The sequence below is a fragment of the Pseudonocardia acidicola genome, assembly GCF_012911935.1.
Classification (GTDB): domain Bacteria; phylum Actinomycetota; class Actinomycetes; order Mycobacteriales; family Pseudonocardiaceae; genus Pseudonocardia; species Pseudonocardia acidicola.
Genome location: NZ_JAAXLA010000025.1, coordinates 50557 through 65615, shown reverse-complemented (window position 1 = coordinate 65615; position 15059 = coordinate 50557). Strand labels below are relative to the sequence as shown.

At 73.0% G+C, this 15059-nt stretch carries 13 protein-coding genes; 12 read left to right on the top strand and 1 reads right to left on the bottom strand.

Features of this window, described 5'->3' with window-relative positions; genetic code table 11:
• Positions 1–4: 4 nt before the first annotated feature.
• The 3 genes from purB (at position 5) to HF526_RS15330 (ending at position 3111) form a co-directional block, all read left to right on the top strand.
• Complete coding sequence (gene purB, locus HF526_RS15340; RefSeq protein ID WP_338051493.1) at positions 5–1423, top strand: adenylosuccinate lyase; 1419 nt, start codon at positions 5–7, stop codon at positions 1421–1423.
• The gene (locus tag HF526_RS15335; protein ID WP_169382107.1) at positions 1420–2259 is read left to right on the top strand and encodes a phosphoribosylaminoimidazolesuccinocarboxamide synthase; all 840 of its coding nucleotides are present in this window, start codon (positions 1420–1422) and stop codon (positions 2257–2259) included. The genes purB and HF526_RS15335 overlap by 4 nt, the downstream gene beginning before the upstream one ends.
• A gap of 81 nt (positions 2260–2340) precedes the next feature.
• Positions 2341–3111: a DUF2334 domain-containing protein gene (locus HF526_RS15330; RefSeq protein ID WP_169382106.1), complete on the top strand. Its 771-nt coding sequence runs from the start codon at positions 2341–2343 to the stop codon at positions 3109–3111.
• Positions 3112–3126: 15 nt separating this feature from the next.
• Here the strand turns inward: HF526_RS15330 and HF526_RS15325 are convergent, their stop codons facing one another.
• Complete coding sequence (locus HF526_RS15325; RefSeq protein ID WP_169382129.1) at positions 3127–3759, bottom strand: MBL fold metallo-hydrolase; 633 nt, start codon at positions 3757–3759, stop codon at positions 3127–3129.
• Between the two features lie 152 nt (positions 3760–3911).
• On the opposite strand from HF526_RS15325, the gene purS reads away from it, so the two are divergent.
• The 9 genes from purS to purF all read left to right on the top strand — a co-directional run bounded on the left by purS (position 3912) and on the right by purF (position 14989).
• Complete coding sequence (gene purS, locus HF526_RS15320; RefSeq protein WP_169382105.1) at positions 3912–4145, top strand: phosphoribosylformylglycinamidine synthase subunit PurS; 234 nt, start codon at positions 3912–3914, stop codon at positions 4143–4145.
• Positions 4142–4813, top strand: a complete 672-nt coding sequence (purQ, locus tag HF526_RS15315; RefSeq protein ID WP_169382104.1) for a phosphoribosylformylglycinamidine synthase subunit PurQ — start codon at positions 4142–4144, stop codon at positions 4811–4813. Before purS ends, purQ begins: the two co-directional genes overlap by 4 nt.
• A 95-nt stretch (positions 4814–4908) precedes the next feature.
• A complete protein-coding gene (locus tag HF526_RS15310; protein WP_338051492.1) occupies positions 4909–6102 on the top strand; it encodes a PP2C family protein-serine/threonine phosphatase in 1194 nt (397 codons plus the stop codon).
• Positions 6099–7763: a sensor histidine kinase gene (locus HF526_RS15305; protein WP_338051491.1), complete on the top strand. Its 1665-nt coding sequence runs from the start codon at positions 6099–6101 to the stop codon at positions 7761–7763. Before HF526_RS15310 ends, HF526_RS15305 begins: the two co-directional genes overlap by 4 nt.
• The gene (locus HF526_RS15300; RefSeq protein ID WP_169382103.1) at positions 7760–8212 is read left to right on the top strand and encodes a response regulator; all 453 of its coding nucleotides are present in this window, start codon (positions 7760–7762) and stop codon (positions 8210–8212) included. Before HF526_RS15305 ends, HF526_RS15300 begins: the two co-directional genes overlap by 4 nt.
• A gap of 82 nt (positions 8213–8294) precedes the next feature.
• A complete protein-coding gene (gene purL, locus HF526_RS15295) occupies positions 8295–10580 on the top strand; it encodes a phosphoribosylformylglycinamidine synthase subunit PurL (protein ID WP_169382102.1) in 2286 nt (761 codons plus the stop codon).
• Between the two features lie 43 nt (positions 10581–10623).
• Positions 10624–10968, top strand: a complete 345-nt coding sequence (locus HF526_RS15290) for a sterol carrier family protein (RefSeq protein WP_169382101.1) — start codon at positions 10624–10626, stop codon at positions 10966–10968.
• A 129-nt stretch (positions 10969–11097) separates the two neighbouring features.
• The gene (locus HF526_RS15285) at positions 11098–13272 is read left to right on the top strand and encodes an EAL domain-containing protein (RefSeq protein ID WP_169382100.1); all 2175 of its coding nucleotides are present in this window, start codon (positions 11098–11100) and stop codon (positions 13270–13272) included.
• Positions 13273–13411: 139 nt separating this feature from the next.
• Entirely contained in the window at positions 13412–14989 is a 1578-nt protein-coding gene (gene purF / locus HF526_RS15280) for an amidophosphoribosyltransferase (RefSeq protein WP_420821623.1), read from the top strand.
• Positions 14990–15059: the final 70 nt, after the last annotated feature.

Below are 15059 nucleotides of genomic sequence, written 5' to 3'. Positions count from 1 at the left end.
GCACGTGATCCCCAATGTGCTGGCCGCCCGCTACGCGAGCCCGGAGCTGGTCCGGCTCTGGTCGCCCGAGTACAAGATCGTCCTGGAACGCCGGCTCTGGATCGCGGTGCTCCGCGCGCAGCGTGCCCTCGGCGTCGACGTCCCCGAGCAGGCCATCGCCGACTACGAGCGGGTCGTCGAGCAGGTCGACCTGGACTCCATCGCCGCCCGCGAACGCGTCACCCGCCACGACGTCAAGGCCCGGATCGAGGAGTTCAACGCCCTCGCCGGCCACGAGCACGTGCACAAGGGCCTGACCAGCCGCGACCTCACCGAGAATGTCGAGCAGCTGCAGATCCGGCTCTCCCTCGAACACGTCCGCGACCGCACCGTCGCGATCCTCGCCCGGCTGGCCCGCCGGGCGGCCGAGCACGCCGAGCTGGTGATGGCCGGGCGCAGCCACAACGTCGCCGCGCAGGCCACCACCCTGGGCAAGCGGTTCGCCAGCGCCGCCGACGAGCTGCTCGTCGCCTACCAGCGGCTGGAGGAGCTGCGCGCCCGCTACCCGCTGCGCGGGATCAAGGGCCCGGTCGGCACCGCGCAGGACATGCTCGACCTGCTGGGCGGGGACGCGGCCAAGCTCGCGGACCTGGAGGGCCGGGTCGCCGAGCACCTGGGCTTCTCGGGCGTGCTGACCAGCGTCGGGCAGGTCTACCCGCGCTCGCTCGACCACGACGTGCTCTCGGCGCTGCTGCAGCTCGCCGCCGCCCCGTCGTCGCTGGCGACCACGATCCGGCTGATGGCCGGCGCCGAGCTCGCCACCGAGGGCTTCAAGCCCGGGCAGGTCGGCTCGTCGGCGATGCCGCACAAGATGAACACCCGCTCCGCCGAGCGGATCAACGGCATGATGGTGCTGCTGCGCGGCTACGCCGGGATGGCGTCGGAGCTGGCCGGCGCGCAGTGGAACGAGGGCGACGTGTTCTGCTCGGTGGTGCGCCGGGTCGCGCTGCCGGATGCGTTCTTCGCCCTCGACGGGCTGTTCGAGACCACGCTGACCGTGCTCGACGAGTTCGGTGCCTACCCCGCGGTGATCGCCCGCGAGCTCGACCGCTACCTGCCGTTCCTCGCCACCACCGCTGTGCTGATGGCCGCGGTGCGCGCGGGCGTCGGCCGGGAGACCGCGCACGAGGTCATCAAGGAGCACGCCGTCGGCGTCGCGCTGGCCATGCGGGAGAAGGGCCAGACCGACAACGATCTGATCGCCCGCCTCACCGGCGACGAACGGCTCGGGCTCGGCGAGGGCGTGCTCGACGGCCTGCTCGCCGATCCGCTGTCGTTCACCGGCGCGGCCACCGCGCAGGTCGCGGCCGTCGTGGCGCGGGTCCAGGAGATCGTCGACGCCCATCCCGAGGCCGCCGCCTACACCCCCGGAGCGATCCTGTGACACCGAAGCTGCTGCACTCGGGCAAGGTCCGTGACATCTACCTCGACGGGGACGACCTGCTGCTCGTCGCCTCCGACCGGCTCTCGGTCTACGACGTGGTGCTGCCGACCCCGGTCCCGGACAAGGGCGCGATCCTCACGGCGCTGTCGCTGTGGTGGTTCGACCGGCTCGCCGATCTGGTGCCCCACCACGTGATCTCCGCGACCGACGTGCCCGCCGAGTTCGCCGGTCGGGCGATCCGGTGCCGGCGGTTGGACATGCTGCCGGTCGAGGCCATCGCGCGTGGCTACCTGACCGGGCTGGGGCTGAAGGAGTACCAGAAGCACGGCACCGTCTCCGGGGTCGCGCTGCCGGAGGGGCTGGTCGAGGGCTCCGAACTGCCCGAGCCGATCTTCACGCCGACGACCAAGGCGCCGGTCGGCCAGCACGACGAGTTCATGACCTTCGACGAGGTGGTGGCCGCGGTCGGCGCGGACACCGCAGAGCGGCTGCGGTCGCTGACCCTGGACGTCTACCGGCGTGGCGCCGAGACCGCCGCGGCCAACGGGATCATCGTCGCGGACACCAAGCTGGAGTTCGGCCGCGATGCGAAGGGTGAGCTCGTGCTGGCCGACGAGGTGCTCACCCCGGACTCGTCACGGTTCTGGCCGGCGGACCGGTGGGAACCCGGGCGTCCGCAGTTCTCCTTCGACAAGCAGTTCGTCCGTGACTGGTCGGCCACCCTCGACTGGGACCGCACCGCGCCCGGTCCCGAGGTGCCCGACGACATCGTGGCCGCCACTCGGGACCGCTACATCGAGGTCTACGAGCGGATCACCGGCCGGACCTGGGGCTGATCCTCGGAGTTTCGGCGCCCGTTCGCCGTGGACCACCCCATGAGGGTGCGGGAGTTCACCCGACTGTGGCTCCATGGGGACATGGCTGCACGACTGGTCGTCTCATTGTCCGGTCTGTCCGACGAAGCCCCCGAAGCGCTCGCCCGGGGGAGCGAGCTGACCGCTGAGCTGGACGCCCGCGGGGTCCCGCTCTCGCAGCTGTTCCGGCCCCGGGGCCGGGACGGTGTGGTGGGTCCCGGCTCCCCGCTGGTGCGCTGGTTGCACGAGCGCCGCGCGGCTGGGGACGCGATCGTGCTGCACGGCTACGACCACACCGCCGCGCCGATCGGCTCCTGGCGGTCGGTGCCGCAGCTCGGCCGGCGTGCGGAGTTCGCCGCGCTGCCCCGGCACGAGGCCGCGTTGCGCCTCATGGCGGCCCGGCGCGCGCTGACCGGCGCCGGGCTGGTCACCGATCTGTTCGTGCCGCCGCGCTGGCTCGCCTCACCCGGCACGCTGGAGGCGCTGCGCGAGCAGGGGTTCGTGGTGTGCGCCGACGAATCGGCCGTCCGGCTGCTGCACGGCCCGCAGGCCGGCACGGCGGTGCGCGCCCGGGTGCTCGGTTTCCGGGCGTCGGGGGAGAAGCGGCCGGTCGCGGAGGACCAGCGGGCCGCCGAGGCGTGGCGGTGCCGGGTGCTGGGGGGCGAGGCGCTGCGCACGGCGCGCCGCGGCGGGCTGGTCCGCATCGCGCTGCGCGCGAAGGACCTGAAGCGGCCGGCCCGGGTGCGCGCCGCGCTGGCCGCGGTCGACGCGGTGCTCGCGCTGGGCGCCGTCCCGGCCACCTACGCGCCCGCTGGCGCGACCCGCGCCGCCTGAGGCTCTTCGGCGGGGTCAGAGCGTGGTGGCCTCACCGGGGGTCAGCACCCGCATCGTCGTCTGCTTCGGACCCAGGTTCTCCAACAGCTGGAAGTGGAACTGCTGCCCCGGTGCGGACAGCACCGCCTGATGGATCGGCACCGCGGTGCGCGGGGCGACCGCGCGGAGGTAGTCGATGGCCTCGCCGACCTTGAGCCACGGTGCCCCGGCCGGTACGAACAGCACCTCCACCGGCCCGGACGCCGGGGTGAACGCGTCGCCGGGGTGCAGGTGCGTGCCGTCGACCAGGTAGGCGTTGTTCGGGATCATCGGGATGTCCGGGTGCAGCACCGCGTGGTCCCCGCCCAGCACCTCGACGCGCGTCCCGGCCACGTCCAGCGTCTGCCCGGGGGTGGCCACCTCGTGGTCGAGGCCGCCCAGCTGCGCCGCGCTGCCGGAGTCGACGATCAGCCGCGCGCCCGGGTTGCCGCGCATCAGCGCGGGAAGCCGCTCGGTGTCGAGGTGGTCGAAGTGCTGATGGGTGATCAGGACGGCGTCCAGCCCGGTCACGCCCTCGAACCCCTCGGACAAGGTCCCCGGGTCGAGCAACAGCCGCGTCGAGCCGGTGTCGAGCAGCACGCAGGAGTGGCCGTAGTGTGTGATCTGCACCACGCATACTGTCCTCCGCTGCGGCGCCCGCGTCACCCGGATGTGTCGACTCGCCCTCCCGAAAAGGGCGACTCGCGGGGGTGGTCGGGTTGTCAGGAGCCTCACGGCCCGGTCGCCGCGGCGGCACCCGGGTTCACCGTAGGCTGCAAGGCGTGGCCAGAGTCGTGGTGGACGTGATGCCCAAGCCGGAGATCCTGGACCCGCAGGGTCAGGCGGTTTCCCGCGCGCTCTCCCGGATCGGTGTGGCCGGGGTGGCCGACGTCCGGCAGGGCAAGCACTTCGAACTCGTCGTCGACGACTCCGTCGACGACGAGACCCTGCACCGCATCGCCGGCAGCCTGCTGGCGAACCCGGTGATCGAGGACTGGACGGTGACCCGGGTATGAAGATCGGGGTCATCACTTTCCCCGGCACCCTCGACGACGTCGACGCGGCCCGCGCGGTCCGCCACGCCGGTGCCGACCCGGTCGCGCTCTGGCACGCCGACCACGACCTGCGTGAAGTCGACGCGGTGGTCGTGCCCGGAGGGTTCTCCTACGGCGACTATCTGCGCGCCGGGGCCATCGCGAGCCTTGCGCCGATCATGACCGAGGTCGTCGACGCGGCCCGGCGCGGGATGCCTGTGCTGGGCATCTGCAACGGCTTCCAGATCCTCTGCGAGGCCGGGCTGCTGCCGGGCGCGCTGGTCCGCAACGCCGGGCTGCACTTCGTGTGTCGTGACCAGCGGCTGCGGGTGGAGTCCGCGGCCACCGCATGGACCAGCGGCTACACCGCGGGCGACGAGATCGTGGTGCCGCTGAAGTCCGGTGAGGGCCGCTACGTCGCCGACGCGGCGACGCTGGCCGAGCTGGAGGCGCAGGGCCGGGTGGTGTTCCGCTACGCCGGCGCCAACCCGAACGGCGCGATGTCCGACATCGCCGGGATCGCCTCGGCCGACGGCCGCGTCGTCGGCCTGATGCCGCACCCCGAGCACGCCATCGACCCGCTGACCGGCCCGTCCGCCGACGGTCTCGGTCTCTTCCGCTCGGTGCTGACGGCCGTCGCGAAGGTCTGACTCATCCCGGCCCCGGCCTCATCCGGCAATCGGTGTATCAGTCGCTCTAGGCTGACGCGTCCGCATGCCGCTGCCCGGGAGGAGGACGGCCGACCGTGACTCGACCCCTGCCCGCAGAGGCGAGCCATCGGGTGCTGCTGGTCGAGGACGATCCAGGTGACGTCTTCCTGGTGCAGGAACTGCTCGCCGAGGTGGATCCGGAGATCCGGCTGACCGTCGCCGGTTCCGTCGCGGAGGTCCTCGAGCAGGGCCTGCTGCCCCAGGCCGACTGCGTCCTGCTGGACCTGAACGTCCCCGGCAGCAGCGGACTGGACGGGCTGCGCGACATCCTGCACGTCGACCCGGTCGCCGCGGTCTGCGTGCTCACCGGCCTCGACGACGAGCACCTCGGGATCGCCGCGGTCGCCGTCGGCGCGCAGGACTACCTGGTCAAGGGCAAGGCCGACGGCGCGGTGCTGATCCGGGCCATCCGCTACGCCGTCGAGCGCCGTCGCGCCGAGGCCAGCCTGGTCCGGCTGCGTGAGGAGCAGTTGGCCGCCGCCGAGTCGGTGCGCCTGGAACGCGGGCTGCTGCCCTCGCCGCTGCTGGCCGGCAGCGGTGTCGCGGCCCGGTCCTTCTATCGGTCGGGGCGGACCCGCTCGGTGATCGGCGGCGACTTCTTCGACGCGGTGCTCGGTCCGTCGGGCACGGTGCACGCGATCGTCGGCGACGTCTGCGGGCACGGCCCGGACGAGGCCGCGCTGGGCGCGCTGCTGCGGGTGTCGTGGCGAGCGCTGGTGCTCGCCGGGGTGGACGAGCCCCAGCTGCTGCCCAAGCTGCAGGAGGTCTTCGTCAGCGAGCGGCACGACCGCATGCTGTTCACCACGGTCTGCACGGTCGCGATCGGGCCGGGCCCCGACGGCCCTGATGAGGCGCTGGTCCGGCTGGCCGGGCATCCGGCGCCGGTGTCGCTGCGCCCGCAACCGTGCACCCGGCGCCCGCAGGTCGGGCTGCCGCTGGGTATCGCGGCGCAGGCCGAGTGGGAGCCGACCCGGCTGCGGCTCGACCCCGACTGGGCGCTGCTGCTCTACACCGACGGCCTGATCGAGGGCCGCGGCACCGACCCCGAGGAACCGCTGTGGGAGGAAGGGCTGTTGACCCTGCTGGGCGAGGAGCGCGACACGGCTCTCGAGGACCTTCCCGGGCGGCTGGTCGAACGCGTGCAGGAGATCAACGGCGGCCCGTTGGTGGATGACGTGGCGATCCTGCTGCTCTCCGCGGCCCGGACCCGGCCGGGCGGAACGCCGTGAGCGAATCCGAGGCCGGCGGCCGGCGGCTGGTGCGGCTGCGCGGCGACGGCTCCGGGGACACCGGCCGGCACTGGCCGATACGCCGGGTGTTCGGCATCGTCGCCGGGGCGGCGGCGCTGTTCGGGCTGGTCGCGGTGCTGCTCGGCACGCTCGCGCTGACCAGGCTGGGTCAGGCGCGGACGAATCTGCTGGACCAGATCGGGCCCGCGGTCCGGACCAGCCAGCAGTTGTCGGCCGCACTCCTCGACCAGGAGACCGGGGTGCGCGGGTTCAGCCTGACCGGCAGCGAGGAGTTCCTCACCCCGTACACCAGCGGTCGCGCCGCCGAGGAGCAGACCGTCGCCGCCCTGCGCAGGCTGGAGGCGCAGGGCGGGATCCCCGGTCTGGCCTCCGATGTGGACGCCGTCGAGGCGGCCGCGGCCGCCTGGCGCACCGGATACGCCGAGCCGGCGATCGCAGCCACCCGGGGCGGCGCCGGTACGCCCGTCGCGGCGGCGGACAACGGCAAGACGCTGTTCGACGACGTGCGAGCCGCCAGTGTGAAACTGTCGACCGACCTCGAGCAGCAGCGCGTCGCCGCGCGTGCTCGGCTGGACCGGGCGGCCGCGTTCGTGACCGGCGTGGGCATCGCGGTCGCGGTGGTGATGGCCGCCTTCCTGATCGCGGCGAGCATCGGGCTGCGGTCCGCGGTGCTGCGACCGATCTCCCGGTTGGCCGGCCAGGTCCGCGGGGTGGTCTCCGGCGACGTCCAGCAGACGGTCGAGGGCAGCGGCCCCCGCGAGATCGTCGAGCTCGGCGGGGACGTCGACGCGATGCGGATGCACATCCTGCGTGAGCTGGACCTGCTGCAGGAGACCAACCGGCGCCTCGACGAGCAGACCCGGGATCTGGAGCGGTCGAACCACGATCTGGAGCAGTTCGCCTACGTGGCCAGCCACGACCTGCAGGAGCCGCTGCGCAAGGTCTCCAGCTTCTGCCAGTTGCTGCAACGCCGCTACGGCGACAAGCTCGACGAGCGTGCCGACCAGTACATCGATTTCGCCGTCGACGGCGCGCAGCGCATGCAGCGGCTGATCAACGATCTGCTGGCGTTCTCCCGGGTCGGCCGCACGACGTCGGGGTTCGTCCCGGTGGCGCTGGGCCCGCTGGCCGATGCCGCGGCCGGTCAGCAGGAGACCCTGCGGTCCGAGATCGACGGCGAGGTCGTCGTCGGTGAGTTGCCGGAGGTCTCCGGCGACCCCGGGCTGCTGCGCCAGTTGTTCGCCAATCTCATCGGCAACGCGTTGAAGTTCCACCGGGAGGGGGTGTCCCCGCAGGTCCACGTGACGGCCCGCCCGGTGGATGCCCCGGAGCCCGGCTGGGAGATCACCGTGCGCGACAACGGGATCGGCATCGAACCCGAGTACGCCGAGAAGGTCTTCGTGATCTTCCAGCGACTGCACGCCCGGGACGTCTACGCCGGGACCGGGATCGGCCTCGCGCTGGCCAAGAAGATCGTCGAGTTCCACGGCGGCCGGATCTGGGTGGACACCGATCCGCGCCCGGAGCCCGGCACCACCATCACGTTCACCCTGCCCGCTGCCGCGCCGGCCGGGCCCCCGTCGGCGGACGGTTCCCCGGCTGCCGCCGACGTCGCTTCCGACAAGGAGAGTGTCTCGTGACAGACGACCAGGTACGGGTGATCAACGTGTTGCTCGTCGAGGACGACCCGGGCGACGTGCTGATGACCCGGGAGGCCTTCGACGAGTACCTGCACAACCGGCTCGACGTGGTGACCGACGGCGCCGCCGCGCTCTCCTACCTGCGCAACGAGCCGCCGTACGCCGACGCGCCGCGTCCCGACCTCATCCTGCTCGACCTGAACCTGCCGCGCCGCGACGGCCGCGAGGTGCTCGCCGAGGTCAAGGCCGACCCGGACCTCGCGTACATCCCGGTGATCGTGCTGACCACCTCGCAGGCCGAGGAGGACGTACTGCGCAGCTACCAGTTGCACGCTAACGCCTACGTCACCAAGCCGGTCGACTTCGAGGGGTTCATCGAGGCGATCAAGCAGATCGACCACTTCTTCGTCAGCGTCGTGCAGTTGCCGGGCGGATCCGCGATCAGCTGAGACGCCGGGGTGACCAGTCCATCCGGTGACCCGGGTCTCGGGCCCCGGCCCCGGCCGGCTCGGCCCGTTTAGGCTGGTCATCGTGACCGGTATCGCCCCGCATGTGGACAGCGTCGACCAGGCATTCACCACCCCCGACCAGCCCCAGCCCTACCGTGAGCTGGGTCTCAAGGACGACGAGTACGAGCGCATCCGGGAGATCCTCGGCCGCCGGCCCACCGACGCGGAGCTGGCCATGTACTCGGTCATGTGGAGCGAGCACTGCTCCTACAAGTCCTCCAAGGTGCACCTGAAGTACTTCGGCGAGACCACCACCGACGCGATGCGGGAGAAGATGCTCGCCGGGATCGGCGAGAACGCCGGTGTCGTCGACGTCGGTGACGGCTGGGCGGTCACGTTCAAGGTCGAGTCGCACAACCACCCGTCCTATGTGGAGCCGTACCAGGGTGCGGCGACCGGTGTCGGCGGCATCGTCCGCGACATCATGGCCATGGGGGCCCGCCCGATCGCGGTGGCCGACCCGCTGCGCTTCGGCCCGGCCGACGCCCCCGACACCGCGCGGGTGCTGCCCGGCGTCGTCGCGGGGGTGGGCGGCTACGGCAACTGCCTGGGCCTGCCCAACGTCGGGGGCGAGGTCGTCTTCGACGAGGGCTATGCCGGCAACCCGCTGGTCAACGCGCTGTGCGTGGGCTCCATGCGGGTCGAGGACCTGCACCTGGCGTTCGCGTCCGGGACCGGCAACAAGATCGTTCTGTTCGGGGCGCGGACCGGGCTCGACGGCATCGGCGGCGTGTCGGTGCTGGCCTCGGAGACCTTCGACGGTTCGGGGACCGGGCAGAAGAAGCTGCCCAGCGTGCAGGTGGGCGACCCGTTCACCGAGAAGGTCCTCATCGAGTGCTGCCTCGAGCTGTTCCACGCCGGGCTCGTCGTCGGCATCCAGGACCTCGGCGGCGCCGGCCTGTCCTGCGCGACCTCCGAGCTGGCCAGTGCCGGTGACGGCGGCATGCACATCGACCTCGACGCGGTGCCGCTGCGCGCCACCGGGATGACCCCCGCGGAGATCCTGTCGAGCGAGTCCCAGGAGCGCATGTGTGCGGTGGTGCGCCCCGCGGATGTCGACGCGTTCATGGCCGTGTGCCGCAAGTGGGACGTCCTGGCCACCGTGATCGGCGAGGTCACCGACGGCGACCGGCTGGTGATCACCTGGCACGGCGAGACCGTCGTCGACGTGCCGCCGCGCACCGTCGCCCACGACGGACCGGTCTACCACCGCCCCGTCGAGCGCTCGGCCACGCAGGACGCGCTGATCGCCGACTCGGCCCACCGGCTGCCGCGGCCCGCCGCGCCGTCCGAGCTGAGGGACGAGATCCTGCGGATGGCCGCCTCGCCGAACCTGTGCAGCCGGGCCTGGGTCACCGACCAGTACGACCGCTACGTGCGTGGTAACACCGCGGCCGCCCAGCCCGCCGACTCCGGCGTGGTCCGCATCGACGAGAGCACCGGCCGTGGCGTCGCGGTGGCCACCGACTGCAACGCCCGGTTCGTCGCGCTCGACCCGTACACCGGCGCCCAGCTCGCGCTCGCCGAGGCCTACCGCAACGTGGCCGTCGCCGGCGCTGTGCCGGCCGCGGTGACGAACTGCCTGAACTTCGGCTCGCCGGAGGACCCGCACGTGATGTGGCAGTTCTCCGAGGCGGTGCGTGGGCTGGCCGACGGCTGCGCGGCTCTGGGCATCCCGGTGACCGGCGGCAACGTCAGCTTCTACAACCAGACCGGCGACCGCGCGATCCTGCCCACCCCGGTCATCGGTGTCCTCGGCGTGATCGAGGACGTGGCGAAGCGGGTGCGCTCGGGGTTCACCCGCGACGGAGACGTCGTGGTGCTGCTCGGCACGACGGCCGACGAGCTCGGCGGCAGTGAGTGGGCGAACGTGGTGCACGGCCACCTCGGTGGCCGCCCGCCGGTCGTCGACCTGGCCGCCGAGCAGCGCCTCGCCACGCTGCTGGCGGCGGCCGCCGGCGACGGCCTGCTGAGCGGCGCCCACGACCTGTCCGACGGCGGCTTGGCGCAGGCGCTCGTCGAGGCGTCGCTCGTCGGCGGGCACGGTGCCGCTCTGGAGCTGCCCGCGGACCTCGACCCGTTCGTCGCGCTGTTCTCCGAGTCGTCCGGGCGTGTCCTGGTCAGCGTGGCCGCGGCCGACGCCGACGCGTTCCTCGCCCGGGCCGCCGAGGCCGGGGTGGCGGGCACGCGGCTCGGGACGGTCGGCGGGGGCGCGCTCGACATCGCCGGGCTGCCCACGATGCCGCTCGACGAGCTGCGCGCGGCGTGGGAGGGCACGCTGCCGGCGCTGTTCGGGGCCGGTGCCTGAGCCCGCCGCCATCGCCCCGGCTGTCCCGGCTACCGTCGCCGGCATGACCGAGGACCCGGTGGCCGCGGTGGCCGCCTGGCTGGCCGGCGGCCCCGAACCGGACCGGGCGCTGCTGCGTGCCGCGGTGAAGGAGAGTCTGACGGCGCTGGCGACCGCCGCGCCCGGCCGCAGCGTCGAGGTGCGAGTTCCGCCATACGGGGCGATTCAGTGCATCGAGGGCCCGCGGCACGGCCGGGGCACGCCGCCGAATGTCGTCGAGGCCGATCCGCGCACCTGGCTCGGCCTCGCCATGGGCACCTTGACCTGGGATGATGCGGTCCGCGACGGGGTGCTCGCGGCGTCGGGAACGCGCGCTGCGGATATCGCCCCATTCCTGCCATTGCGTTGACAATCAGCTTTCCTGTGGTCACCGATCGGATGATCCGGGGCACCTGGTAGTGGCGTAATGGCAACAGGGGGTCGAAAATTACGCCGATCGGGAACCGGGCGGACCGAACGGGCGATGGGAGGTGGCAGCGTGGTCGCAGCACGCAGCCTCCCGGACCCGCTGGGCTCGATGACCGCACCGCACGCAGCCGCCGGCGGCGATCCGATCGACGTGCTGGCCGGGCGGTGGGCGGACCAGCTCTGGCCGGACGACCCGGCCGTGCGGGCGCGGCTTCGGCCGCTGCTGCGGCGGTTGTCGGCCGCGCTGCGGGCGGAACCGTTCTGGCCCATCGCGGCGCGTCCGATCGGGGCGGCGCTGCTCGGTTCCGGGTACAACGGCGACGTGCTCGGTGGCCCGGGGCCGACGCCCGAGGACGTGCTGCCGGCCACCCTGGGCCTGTTGCGCCGGGAGGGGCCGGTGGCCCTCGGCGGTCCGGCCGGGTCGGAGGGCATCCGCCGGCTCACCGCCGCGCTCGACGAGCTCGCCGCCGGCTTCGCCGGCGCGGTCCGCGAGCGGGCGCACCGTGAGCAGCAGGATCTGCTCCGCGCCGGACCCTGCCCGGAGGAGCACGTCTCGCGCGCCCTGGCCAACGGCGAGATCCACTACCGGACGCTCTACATGCAGGGGCCGGTCGGCATCGCCATCGGCGGCCTCGAGGGTGAGGTGCTCGACCTCAACCCGGCGCTGTGCCGGCTGTTCGGCCTGCTCGAGCGCCCCGACCTGCCACGGCCGATCACCGACTTCGTGCACCCGGACGACGCCGCCGCGTTCATCGACAGCTACCACCGGCTGCGCGCGGGCGACCCGGACACCCTCAGCGTCGACGTGCGCCTCGTCCGGCCCGACGAACTGGTCGTGTGGACGCACGTCACCGGCTCGCTCGTCCGCGACGACGACGGCAGGCCCAGCCACATCATCGCCGTGGTGCAGGACGTCTCCGAGCGCCACCGGCTGCGCTCCCGGCTCGAACAGGCCTCCTCCCAGGACCGGCTCACCAAGCTGCCGAACCGGGTGCTCACCGAGCAGCGGCTGCGCCAGGCGTTCGCCCCGGACATGGCTGAGCGGGTCGGGCTCTGCGCGCTCGACGTGGACGGCTTCAAGGCCATCAACGACAGTCTCGGCCACCAGGTCGGCGACCAGCTGCTGCTCGCGGTGGCGGGCCGGCTGCAGATGGCCGCCGGCCCGCACCTGGTCACCCGGACCGGCGGCGACGAGTTCGCGGTGCTCGTCGTCGATCCCGAGGGGCTCGACGAGATGTGCCGGCTGGCCGACCGGCTGCTCGCCGCCCTCGCCTCGCCGTTCCTCGTCGCCGGGCACGGGCTGAGCGTGTCGGCCAGCATCGGTGTCACCGAGACCGCGATCGACGGGGCCTGCCCCGAGGAGCTGATGCGGGCCGCCGACGTCGCGCTGTCCTGGGCCAAGGCGCACGGCGGTGGGCGCCGGGTGGTGTTCGATCCCGAGCGCGACGCCGGGGAGGCGGCCCGATTCGCGCTGCTCGCGGGCATGCGCGGCGGTGTCGACCGTGGGGAGTTCCGGCTCGCGTTCCAGCCGCTGGTCGGGCTCTGCGACGGGCGCATCCGTGGGGTGGAGGCGCTGGTCCGCTGGCAGCACCCGCAGCAGGGGCTGCTGGGCCCGGGACGGTTCATCGAGCTCGCCGAACACAGCGGGGCGATCGTCCAGCTCGGGCACTGGGTGCTCGCCGAGGCCTGCCGGTACGCCGCGGCCTGGTGGTCCGAGCTCGGCTCGGACACGCCGTACGTGAGCGTCAACGTCTCCCCGGTGCAGCTCATCGAGCCGGGGTGGGTGCGCCGGGTGATCGGGGTTCTCGGGGAGACCGGGCTCCCCCCGGACCGGCTGCAGCTGGAGATCACCGAGCAGGCCGTGCTCCGCGACGAGCCGGCCGCGCTCGACGCGCTGAGCGCGCTGCGCGCCGCCGGGGTGCGGCTCGCCCTCGACGACTTCGGCACCGGCTACTCCAGCCTGGCCTGGCTGCGCCGGCTGCCGGTGCACGCGCTGAAGATCGACGGCTCGTTCATCGACGGGCTACGGCATCCGGCCGCCGATCCGATGGACGAGAGCATCGTGCGTGCCCTCGTCGAGATGGCACACGCTCTCGGCCTGGAGGTGACGGCCGAATGGGTGGAGACCGTCGTCCAGGCGGACCGGCTCGCCCGGCTCGGCTGCGACCTCGGACAGGGCCGGTGGTTCGGTGATGCCGGTCCCGCTGAGTGGGTCCCGGAGCTCTGGCGGCGTACCATCGAGTAACGAAAAGCGCCGCCGTCTGTTGAGGAGCGTGTGTGCGTTGAGTTCCGCCCGGAACGAGCACCCGACCGACCGCACCCCCGCATCGAGCGGCTTCACCGAACCCGCTGCACCACCCGTCGTACCGCCGTCCGTCCAGCCGATTCCGCTGGAGGAGGCCCCGCGCGAGGAGTGTGGCGTCTTCGGTGTCTGGGCGCCCGGTGAGGACGTCGCCAAGCTGACCTACTACGGCCTGTACGCCCTGCAGCATCGGGGCCAGGAGGCCGCCGGGATCGCGGTGTCCGACGGCCGCCGCATGGTCGTGTTCAAGGACCTCGGACTCGTCAGCCAGGTCTTCGACGAGCAGACGCTGTCGTCGCTGCGTGGGCACCTGGCCGTCGGGCACACCCGATACTCCACCACCGGCTCGACGACCTGGGAGAACGCCCAGCCGACGTTCCGGACCACGGCCACCGGCAGCGGCATCGCGCTCGGCCACAACGGCAACCTGGTGAACACCGCCGAGCTGCGCGACGAGGTCAACGCCCGGGCCGCGAACGGCAACGGCAACGGCAACGGCACCCGGGCCGGCGCCCGCGCCCAGGCCACCACCGACTCCGACCTGATCTGCGAGCTGCTCGCGGCCAACGCCGCCGACACCGGGGTCGAGGAGGCCGCGATGCGGCTGCTGCCCCGGGTGCGCGGCGCGTTCTCGCTCGTCTTCGCCGACGAGGAGACGCTGTACGCCGCGCGCGACCCGAAGGGCGTCCGGCCGCTGGTGCTGGGCCGGCTGGATCGCGGCTGGGTCGTCGCCAGCGAGACCGCGGCGCTGGACATCGTCGGCGCGTCGGTCGTCCGCGAGGTCGAGCCCGGCGAGCTGCTGGCCATCGACGCCGACGGGCTGCGCAGCTCCCGGTTCGCGGCCCCCGATCCCAAGGGCTGCGTGTTCGAGTACGTCTACCTGGCCCGGCCCGACACCACGATCTCCGGCCGCTCGGTGCATGCCACGCGGGTGGAGATCGGCCGCCGGCTGGCGCAGGAGCACCCGGTCGAGGCCGACCTGGTCATCCCGGTTCCCGAGTCCGGCACCCCGGCCGCGATCGGTTACGCGCAGGGCTCCGGGATCCCCTACGGCCAGGGTCTGGTCAAGAACGCCTACGTCGGGCGGACCTTCATCCAGCCGTCCCAGACCATCCGCCAGCTCGGTATCCGGCTCAAGCTGAACCCGCTGCGCGACGTCATCCGCGGCAAGCGGCTGGTGGTCGTCGACGACTCGATCGTCCGCGGCAACACCCAGCGCGCCCTGGTCCGCATGCTGCGCGAGGCGGGCGCCCTCGAGGTGCACGTGCGGATCGCCTCGCCGCCGGTGCGCTGGCCCTGCTTCTACGGGATCGACTTCGCCACCCGTGCCGAGCTCGTCGCCGGTTCGCTGGACAGCGAGGGGGTGCGCCGTTCGATCGGCGCCGACTCGCTGGGATACGTGTCCCTCGGCGGGCTCGTCGCCGCCAGCGAGCAGCCGCGCAGCCGGTTGTGCGCGGCGTGCTTCGACGGCGAGTACCCCATCCCGTTGCCGGAGGAGGCGCGGCTGGGCAAGCACCTGCTCGAGGAGCTGTCCGGCGACGCCCTTCCCGCGCGGCCCGCTGCCGAGGAGCCGGTGCCGGACGTATCGGGCGCGGCTTCCGGCGATGCCGGGCCGCTCTCGGTCGGCTACGGTGCCGCGGACGCCCTGCGTCGTCCCTGAGCCGCCCTCCTGTGGGGCGTGCCAGGCCCCGTGACCCCCGAGTACCTGCCCGGCGTCGCACCGCGACGCG

Coding starts and splice junctions, on each gene's coding strand:
- HF526_RS15330 (WP_169382106.1), top strand. CDS start 2,341: ATGGCTGCACGACTGGTCGTCTCATTGTCCGGTCTGTCCGACGAAGCC.
- HF526_RS15290 (WP_169382101.1), top strand. CDS start 10,624: ATGACCGAGGACCCGGTGGCCGCGGTGGCCGCCTGGCTGGCCGGCGGC.
- purQ (WP_169382104.1), top strand. CDS start 4,142: ATGAAGATCGGGGTCATCACTTTCCCCGGCACCCTCGACGACGTCGAC.